Annotated in this window: 3 protein-coding genes; all 3 read left to right on the top strand. The window is 33.2% G+C overall.

What is annotated here, in order from left to right:
- Positions 1-564: T9SS type A sorting domain-containing protein (locus tag Q0772_RS15520; RefSeq protein ID WP_298346674.1), on the top strand; the 564-nt coding region annotated here is incomplete at its 5' end.
- Positions 565-779: 215 nt separating this feature from the next.
- Positions 780-7,763: a choice-of-anchor D domain-containing protein gene (locus Q0772_RS15515; RefSeq protein WP_298346672.1), complete on the top strand. Its 6,984-nt coding sequence runs from the start codon at positions 780-782 to the stop codon at positions 7,761-7,763.
- A 220-nt stretch (positions 7,764-7,983) separates the two neighbouring features.
- Entirely contained in the window at positions 7,984-11,112 is a 3,129-nt protein-coding gene (locus Q0772_RS15510) for a T9SS type A sorting domain-containing protein (RefSeq protein ID WP_298346670.1), read from the top strand.
- Positions 11,113-11,198 lie beyond the last annotated feature (86 nt).

Here is an 11,198-nt window from a genome sequence, read left to right as displayed (position 1 = left end):
TATACTACATCGCAATCTGCACTTACCATTACCAATGATGGTTGTACCGCTAACGATGTACTGAACTTAACTGTAACGCCTCAAACCGTTTGGTATTTAGATGCTGATAATGATAATTATGCAGACTCTTCAATATCTTCTTGTACATCACCAGGTATAGGCTATACAACAACAGTTATGCCTGTTACAGATTGTAATGATAATGATGACACAATCTATCCAGGAGCACCAGAAATAGTTAATGATGGAATTGATCAGGATTGTGATGGTTCTGATGAAACAACATTAAATACTGATGATTCAAGTTTTAAAAATATATCAGTTGTTCCAAATCCATTTGATGATAGTATTACTATTCAACTTCCTTTGAGTATGAATAATGAAGAGTTTAATATTAAGGTCTTTGATATAAATGGAAGACTCGTAATAGATAGAAAATACTCAAGTATGAATAGTAAGGTAACTGTTAACGATTTAGATAAATTAGAACAAGCACCTTATTTATTCAAGATTATTAATTCAAAATCAGGAATAGCCACTTACAGACGATTAATTAAGGATTAAATCATTCAAAAAAACCAATTTAAAAGGAGTGAATTTATTTCACTCCTTTTTTGATTTTTGAATAAAAAAACATCAAAAAGAACACGATTTCAAATATCTGTATATCAGATATTTATATTTTAATAATGCATTTCGTCGATTATTTTTGTATTTCATGGAGTTATGCTTTACATTTGAGGCTTAAATAATTAGTCCCAAGCTAAATTTAACCTCTTATGAAAAAAATTACTTTTTTATTAAGGTCTAGTATACTTATAGTAGGTTTACTAATTTCCTCAAATGCGTTTTCCCAAAGTCAAACTTTTACCTCTAGTGGATCATTTGTTGTTCCTGCTGGTGTAACCTCAGTAAATGTATCAGCATGGGGTGCTGGTGGTGGTGGTGGTGATGAAGCTAGTAATGACGGTGCCGGCGGCGGCGGCGGCGGCGGTTTCCGTGGAGGAGTTATTGCAGTTACACCTGGTGATAATATTACAATAACCATTGGAAATGGTGGAGCTGGAGCTACATCTAACGGAAATGATGGAGCAAATGGTGGTAATACAATCGTTGCTCATACTATAGGAACTATAACCGCAAATGGTGGTGACGGTGGTACAACTTCTCTTGGAAGTGGCGGTTTTGGTGGTAACGGTGGTGGTGGTTCGTTTACTGGCACTATAACAAGTCAAATTGCTTTTAGTGGTGGAGATGGTGGAGATGGTGATGGTGATGAAGGCGGTGCTGGAGGTGGTGCTGGTGGAGATAGTGGCAATGGAGGTAATGGTGCTGATGCTGCTGGTAATTTTGCTCCTCCAGGTGGTGCTGGTGGAACAAACAATGGTAATGGTGGTACTGGTAATGGTGGCAATGGTGGTAATGATAATAATGGTCAAGATGGTGAAGATTTTGGCGGTGGTGGTGGCGCATCAGGAGATGGAAATGGAACTGGTGGAGATGGTGCTGATGGTTTAGTTATACTTACATGGACAGCTGCAGCTATCCCAGAAATAAACATTACTGGTAATGGTAATAACATTATAGATGGAGACACAACACCTGCAGTTGCTGATGATACAGAATTTGGAAATGCAGACATTGCTGTCGGTACAGTTGTAAATACTTTTACAATTGAAAACACTGGTACTGGTACTTTAAGTTTAACTGGGGCATCACCTTACGTAGTTGTTTCAGGAACACATGCCGCTGATTTTACTGTAACCGCTAATCCTTCAAATTCTATTGCTGCTAGTGGATCTACAACTTTTGATATTACATTTAATCCAAGTGCAGTAGGCTTAAGAACCGCTACTTTAACTATAGCTAATGATGATAGTGATGAGGATCCTTATAACTTTAATATTCAAGGTACAGGAACAACTCATGAAATCAACATACTTGGTAATGCAACTACTATAGTTGATGGTGACGTTACTCCTGCTACTGCAGATGACACAGACTTTGGTAGCGTATTAGTTGCAGGAAATGTTATAAATACATTTACTATTGAAAATACAGGTACTGGTACTCTTAACTTAACTGGAGCATCTCCTTATGTAACTATTACCGGAACTCATGCAGCAGATTTTTCTGTAACTGCCATTCCAGGTAATTCTATTGCTGGTGGAGGTAATACAACTTTCGATATAACTTTTACTCCTAGTGCTATTGGTTTAAGAACAGCTACTTTAACTATTGCTAACAATGATAGTGATGAAAACCCGTATAACTTTAACATACAAGGATCTGGAGCTACTCCAGAGATAAATATTCAAGGTAACTCAACTACAATTTTGAATGGAGATATTACACCATCAACAGCTGATGATACTGACTTTGGTAGTACGGATATTGCAGCAGGAACAATTGTAAATACATTTACCGTTCAAAATGTTGGTGCAGGTACAATAAATTTAACTGGAGCATCTCCTTATGTAACTATATCTGGAGCTCATGCAGCAGATTTCTCTGTAACAGCCATTCCTGGTAATTCTATTGCTGGAGGTGGTAGCACAACTTTCAATATTACTTTTAACCCAAGTGCGCTTGGATTAAGAACTGCTAGTTTATCTATAGCGAATGATGATAGTGATGAGAACCCATATACCTTTAATATACAAGGTACAGGTATTGTTGGTAGTCCTGAAATAGATATTGAGGGCAACGCCACTATTATTGCTGATGGAGACACAACACCAGCTACAACTGATGATACTGATTTTGGTAATGTAAATACACTAGCATCTGCTACAAATACTTTTACAATAAATAATACAGGAATAACAACCTTAAATTTAATTGGTGTTTCACCTTATGTCATTATTTCTGGAACACATGCAGCAGATTTCTCTGTAACTGCTATTCCTTCTAATACAATTACTGCAGGTAGTAGCACAACATTTAATATTACATTTAATCCTAGTGCAGCTGGATTAAGAACTGCAACTATTAGCATTGCAAATGATGATAGTGATGAAAATCCATACAATTTTGATATTCAAGGTACCGGTGTTGTAGCCGCATTACCTTTACCAGAACACACTATTTACTACGAAAACTTTGATGAAAATAATGGTGGATGGACAGCTTCTACAGGGTCTTCAACTAATTGGGCCTATGGAACTGGATTAACTACAGTATCAGAAATAGGAGAAGGAAGCTACTGGTATACAAATAGCTATAATGATTATTCAAATAACGCATATACTACAATTGAAAGCCCTATTATTTCTACTTCAGGATACTACAACATGCTATTTAGTGCCGATGTACGCTTTAATATGGAAGCAGATGACGATGATGGTATGATTGTAGAATACAGAAAAAGAACATTAGGAATTTGGTCTTCATGGACAATTCTTGGTGCATCAGGTAGTGGTACATATTGGTATGATGGTGCTGGTATTGTTGATGCAATATCTACAGGTTCTGATGGATGGACTGGAGATACCACAACGACACAGGCTATAGCTAACTATTTTCAAACTGCAAGTATAACTTTACCTGCTACTCTGGATGATTCAGCTGAAATACAAGTACGATTTGTTTTTGCATCAGATGGAGATGGAACTAATGATGATGGTGCAGCAGTAGATAACATTTTAATCTACGCCGACCCTATAGTAGCATTTTCTGATCCAATTGTAGGACCTGGGTCTATGAATTCAGATTTAAAACTATGGCTAAAGGCTACTTCTCAATGGGGTACCTCAACTGACGGGGCTGATATCAATACTTGGTCAGACAGTGCTTTAGATAATGATGCTGATGGATTAACTGCCAATAGTCCTTCATTTAGAGATAATTCTACCGACAATATAAATTATAACCCTGTTATTGAATTTGACAGGTCGAACACCGAATACATGAGAGGTAAAGGTGGTTATAATGCTCAAGATTACTTTGTTGTTATAAAGTCTAATAATACTATTGATTATTTAGGTACAAATAGACAAGTTCCTTTAGCTGGTAGAGTTTCAGAAGAGTCTGCACAAGTAGATGGAACAGGTTTAGGCTTATGTAACATTTCTGCAAGATTTGCAAATGAAGTTGTAGCACACATGTCTAGTTCAGTACCAACAAATACACCTACTGTAAAAGGATGGGGAAGAGCATTTACAAGTACAACAGAAAGTTATACTGATGAAGTTATTATTTATAATGTAAAATCGAACGCTACTCATACTGGTACCGAAATTTATAAAAACGGTAAAAGAATAGATAATACAACAGCACAAACACAAGGAACTCCTGTAGATTTAAATTTCTACGAGTTTTTAAATCAACAATATTATTTAGGAGTAGGAAGGTTTTCATTAAACGGAAATGTTGATGCTTATGTTGATGGAAAAATTACTGAGGTTATTAGTTATAAATCAGACAATTCAACCTTAGGGCAACAAAAAATTCAATCTTATTTAGCTTTAAAAAATGGTGTTACGTTACACGCAAGTGGTAGCGCAACAACAGATAGATTAAATGATGTAGATTATATAGATACTCAAGGTAATGTAATATGGGATACATCTGCTAATAGCGGGTATAATTATGATATAGCAGGTATTGGTAGAGATGATGATACAGAATTATTACAAACACAATCGGCTAGTGAAAATAAATTTAGTGATGGATCTGGACCAACTAGTGGATTTCTTACAATAGGTCTTACTGATATTTATGACACTAATAAAGCTAATATAGATGGAAACGCAACAACATTTAATGATAGAGAATATTTAGTGTGGGGTAATAATGGTATTGACATAAACCTTGCAGCAACTACTATAAGTGTTGATATGAGTTCTGGAATTTCTGGCTTAACTACACCTGTTACATTTACAGCAATGCAACGTATATGGAAAGTAGTTGAAACTGGAGGTGATATTCCTTCTTGTAAAGTTAGAATACCTCAAAGTGCTATTAGAAATATTACACCTCCTGGTAATTACTACATGTTTATATCTGATAATGGTATTTTTGATCCTACAGCAGACTATAGAGTAATGACTCCAGATGGAAGTGGAAACTTAGAAACAGATTATAACTTCAATAGTACAAAATACATAACATTTGGTTATGCGCCACAAATTATTAGAGAACGCTCTGTTTATTTTGATGGAACTGTTGACTATATTGATATAGAAAACAACCTAGATTTAAACACAAGTGCTTTTACTATTTCTGCTTGGGTTAAAAGAGACGCAGGTACCACAAATGCTTCTATATTTTCAAAAAGAGATGCTGCATTTACCGAGGGTTATGATTTCAGAATAAACGGTTCTGGAAGATTAGAAATGTCTTGGAATGGTGGTGCAGTAACTCTAACATCTTCAGTAGCTATAACTGAAAATGAATGGCATCAAACTGCCGTTATATATTCTGGTGGTACAGCAACTTTATATATTGATGGTGTAGCAGATACTTCTGCATCTTCATTGGCTGCACCAGTAGCAACATCAAGAAAAGCATTAATTGCAGCAGCGGATGGTTACGACCCTAATACTACTGCTTATTTTGCTGGAAATATTGATGAAGTAAGGGTATGGAATATTGCCCTAACTCCATCTCAATTAAGGTATATTATGAATCAAGAATTATCTGAAATTACACATTTCCCAGATCCAGATAATAATATTATAGCACAAATAAGAGGAAGTGTTATACCAACAACCATAACTAATAATGAAATAAGTGCCATTCCATGGAGTAATTTAGAAGCCTATTATCCAATGTCTGTTTACACTTATACTAACACAGATGATATGTCTGGAAATGGTAATCAAGGTGCTTTAAGAAATTTAAATACAGTAGATTATCAAACGGCTCCTCTGCCATACCAAACTCAAGGTGCAGGTTCGTGGGATGCTGATGCTACTTGGTTAAATAATACAGTACAAACCTTACCAAACTCATTATCAATAATTGATGGTACAACACCCATTGATTGGAACATTGTTGAAATAAATCATGATACTTATTTAGGTGCTTCATCTACAGCTGTTAGAACTAGAGACTCTTCTGTTCAAGGATTAATTATTAATAGTGGTGATTTACAAGTTAATGGTAGTACTGCATTAAATACAGGTATTGGTTTAACGGTTACGCATTATTTAAAAATTGATGGCACTCTTGATTTAGAAGGAGAATCGCAATTAGTACAAACAAACCAAAGTGATTTTGACACTAGTAGTTCTGGAACTTTAGAAAGAGACCAACAAGGATACTCAAACACTTACTTATACAATTATTGGTGTTCTCCAGTTGCTCCTACTAGTAATGCTAACCATACAGTTGCTAATGTTATAAGCAATGTTGGTTTCCTAACATCTGGTTATGACGGAACAGCTTCACCAGTTCAAAATGCTGATTATTGGATATGGAAATATTCTGATAGAGCTAATGATCAATATTCACAATGGCAACATGTAAGAAGTACAGGATCTTTATCTGTTGGAGAAGGATTTACTATGAAAGGACCAGGTACGGCAACACCAGACCAGAACTATATCATGCAAGGGCAACCAAATAATGGAGACTTTAGCTTATCAATATCTGCAGATAATGAATACCTAGTAGGAAATCCATACCCTTCTGCACTAGACGCTAACCAATTTATTTTAGATAATATTAGTACGACAGATGGAGGTAATAATAGCACAAACGTTATTAACGGCGCTCTATATTTCTGGGATCATTTTTCAGTGAATAGCCATGTTCTTAGTGACTATCAAGGTGGTTATGCGGTATATACCCTTATGGGAGGTACCGTTGCTATATCTACAGACGCAAGAATTAACGCTACTTATATATCTGGAACAAAGCAACCCGAAAGATATATTGCTGTTGGACAAGGATTCTTTGTTTCTGCTGTAGATGACGGAGGTGTTGCTGGTTTATCACAACCAATTGTTGGAGGAAATATTTTATTTAGAAATAACCAAAGAGCTTTTCAAAAAGAAATAGTTACAGGGACTAACTCAGGTTCTATATTTCACAAATCTGGAGGTAAACAAAAATCAACTGCGTATAAAAATGATGTAGATTCTAGACAAAAAATTAGATTGATGTTTGATTCTCCAGATGGCTATCATCGACAATTATTAGTTGGTACTGATGAAAACGCATCTAATGATTTTGATTTAGGGTATGAAGCACCACTAAATGAAACTAATAAAGAAGATATGTATTGGGAGCTTGATAATATAAAATTAATAATACAGGCTCTGGATAATTTTAGTACTGATCAGAAAATACCTTTTGGTATGACCATAACAAAAGAAGGTTTGGCTTCCATAGGTATTGATGAATTGGAAAACATAGATATCAGTACAGATATATATATCCATGATAAAGAATTAAATACATATCACAATCTAAAAAACGGTAAATACACAATAGTATTAACTCCTGGCGAGTATAATAATAGATTTGAGTTAACTTTTTCTAATGATGCTTCTCTTGGTACTGAGGATATTTCAAGCAGAAGTCTATACACCTATTTCTCAAATGAAAAGGAGAGTATTATTATACATAACCCTAATTCAAAAAACATTCAGTCAATTGAGTTATATAATATTTTAGGGCAACGTATTTTTAATACTAATGATAGTTCTAATAAAGATTATTTTGAATTAAAAATGACTGAAATAAATTCTGGAACTTACATCGTTAAGTTAAAAACTGATGACGGTACTATTTCGAAAAAAGTATTAGTGGATTAGTAAAAATAACACACTTCAAAATTTAAAAAGCCTTAGAATATTTTCTAGGGCTTTTATATTAATATGTATTTAATCGGATTTATTAAACATTTTGTCGATTATTTTAAAAAATATACTATATTAGCTAACCCAAATAATTTATTTAAATATTTAGCTCCAAACTAAATACCTACTTATGAAACATATTGCTATAATTATATTTCTCTCTCTAAGTTTTTGTATGTCCAAAACATACGCCCAACTACACCCAAAACCTAATTGTGGACAAAACTTTAATTTAAATTGGACAACAAGTAGAACAAGTGATGATCATTACTGGCAACCAGGATCACTCTCTAATACATATACGAATGTAAATAACTCTGGAATCGATATTACTATTGAATTTACTGGAGATACTGATAACCTTGGTTATTGGTCAGGACAAACCCCTAAAGTAGGAACACAATCTAGTTATTTATACAAAGGAATCGATTTATTAACAAATGGATTATCTAATGAAGGTATTACTTGTACTGTTACATTTAGTAAACCTGTTTATGCATTTTCTTTTGATATACATCATATAAACGTAATTAACTCCAAAGGAGATAAATATACTTTTACAGGTAAAGACAAAAATGGAAATACAATTTACCCAGAATTTACAAACTCAACTCAACCAACATACACTTCAAATAACGATACTGGTGTTGTTAATGCTACAGCAAACTTATCATCTGGTACAAATTCTATTGTAGGTGTTAATTATGCTGATAATAATCACATAAAGAGTATTTCTTTTTTATGGGAAGATTGTGATACATGCAACCCCAATGAGCTACATGCAACTGGAATCGGTAATATCAGTTTTTGCACTGTACAGACTATAGACTTTGATGGCGAAAATGATTATATAAACAGAGAAGCTTTCTTAGGAGGAAGATCAGAAGTAACTATGATGTCTTGGATTAAACTTGACGATGGCTTTAATAGCGGTGATATTATGGGGCAACGTAATTTTAGGATATATATAGATTCAAATAAACATTTAAAAGCATTTTTAAAATCTAATACTGGTAAAGAAGTTATTTCTCAAAACTTATCAAATATAATTTTGAAAGATAATTTATGGTACCATGTGGCACTAAAATTTAATGGCAATACAGGTGAGGTAGCTTTACTACTAAATGGAGACATTATCTGGAATTACTCAGAGCCCGATTTAAAAGGCTCAACTATTATTGATACTGAAGAATGGAATCTAAATCATGACTTTGAGATTGGTAGAAATACAGAATTTGATAACAACTATTTCAAAGGATCTATCTATGAATGCAAAGTCTTCAATAAAGATTTAAGTATAAATCAATTGCATCAACAAATAAATCAAGAAATTGAAAATAGTCTAGGAAATATTAAAGGAATAATAATACCTAAAGATATTGAAGGTCTTAATTGGAATGATTTAATCCTTTATTACAATATGAAAAATGTAGACACTGGTTTTGTTCAAGATTTATCTAACTCAAATACCAATGGTAAATTGAATAATATGGGGGTATTTCAAGAAAACCAAGATTTCACAGCACCTCTACCCTATATAACAACATCATCTAGTAGTGGAAACTTTACTGGCGCTAATAATTGGATTCATGGTGATGTTTGGGATATAACTGAAAGTATACCTCTTCATTCAATTATTCAAGTAAATGGAAACCTAAAAATCTATGAAGATATAACAACTTTAGGGCTAATTATAAATGAAAATGCTACTTTAAAAATAAATCAAAATTCAGCCTTATATAATTCTTGGTATTTAAAAGTAAACGGAATTTTAGATTTAGATGGAGATTCTCAATTAATTCAAACAGAAAATAGCACATTAGACTTATCAAGTTCTGGAATTTTAGAAAAGGATTTAAAAGGGACAGCTGATAAATTTACTTATAACTATTGGTCTTCACCAGTTCAAAATACAAAAGGTAGCTATACTACTAAGGGTATATTTACTAATGTTGACTTTTTAACAACAGGACATGATGGAGTTCCATCACCAGTATCTATAGCAGATTATTGGATTTGGAAATTCACAAATAATACAAGTGATAATTATTCGTCATGGCTACATGTTAGAAGCTTAGGAGAGATTTTAGCAGGTGAAGGTTTTACAATGAAAGGCCCCGGAACTGGATCAATTAGTGATGAACAAAACTACATTATTCAAGGAAAACCAAATAATGGAGACATTAACTTAACTGTATATGCGGGAAACGATTATTTAATTGGTAATCCATACCCTTCTGCTATAGATGCCATTCAATTCATTAAAGATAATAAATCAAGTAATTCTGATTCTGGAGCAATCAACGGAACACTTTATTTTTGGAAGCATTGGGGAGGCGGTTCACATTTAGCAAGTGAATATCAAGGTGGTTATGCTAGCTACTCACTTTCAGGTGGTGTTCCTGCAGCATCAACTAGTGTAAATAACACAATATCATCTGGAGGTTCTGCAACAGATATACCAAGCAGATACATCCCCTCTGGCCAAGGGTTTTATACAACTGCAGAAACTAATGGTACTATTAATTTTAATAATGGACAACGTGTATTTTATATAGAAGAAACTGAAGACATTGCCTATAAACAAGTTAAAAAGTCTAATAAAGCGACTTCAATAACCAATGATACCCGAATGAAATTAAGAATAGGATTTGAGTCTGTAAATACACTTCAAAGACAGCTTCTAATTACCGTTGATGAAAATGCTACCGAAGGTTATGATTGGGGATATGACTCTAAATACATAGATACTCAAATTGACGATATGTATTGGTTAATTAATAAAGAAAAATTTATTATTCAAGGTATTAATCAGATTAATAAAAACACAAAAATCCCATTGGGGATTCACACAAAAACTGATGGATTAAACAGTATAAAAATTGATAAATTAGAATATACGCCTCAAGATTTAGAAATCTATTTACACGATAAGTATTTAAATATTTATCATGATTTGAAAACGGGAAAATACGAAACTCGCTTAGCATCAGGTGTATATTTAAATCGTTTTGAAATTACTTTTTCTAAAAATCAAACACTTGGTACTGAAGAAAATGAAAATAAAGAAATTGAAGTTTATTTTTCAAATAAAAAAAATAGCATTGTAATAAATAATCCAGCCTCTAAACGTATTGAAGCCATAGAAATGTTTAATATTCTTGGACAAACTCTATTTAAATTTAACACAAATTCTAACAATAGCTATATTGAATATAATGCTAACGAAATTAAAACTGGTAATTATATTTTAAAGATTGAAACTGAATTTGGAACAATTTCTAAAAAAATATCAATAAAATAATAAGTTGAGCTATTAATTGAGTTATTTGAAGTTAGTCACAACCAAAAAATCTTCTCTTATTACTTAACTTATTTCAAGTCCTGAAT

This window comes from uncultured Algibacter sp. (assembly GCF_947490405.1).
GTDB lineage: Bacteria > Bacteroidota > Bacteroidia > Flavobacteriales > Flavobacteriaceae > Algibacter_B.
Note: the sequence above shows the minus strand (reverse complement) of the source record. Positions and strands in the feature narration are given on the sequence as shown.

Excerpts from the sequence above, each read along its gene's own strand:
- Q0772_RS15515 (WP_298346672.1), top strand. The coding sequence starts at position 780 with ATGAAAAAAATTACTTTTTTATTAAGGTCTAGTATACTTATAGTAGGT.
- Q0772_RS15510 (WP_298346670.1), top strand. The coding sequence starts at position 7,984 with ATGTCCAAAACATACGCCCAACTACACCCAAAACCTAATTGTGGACAA.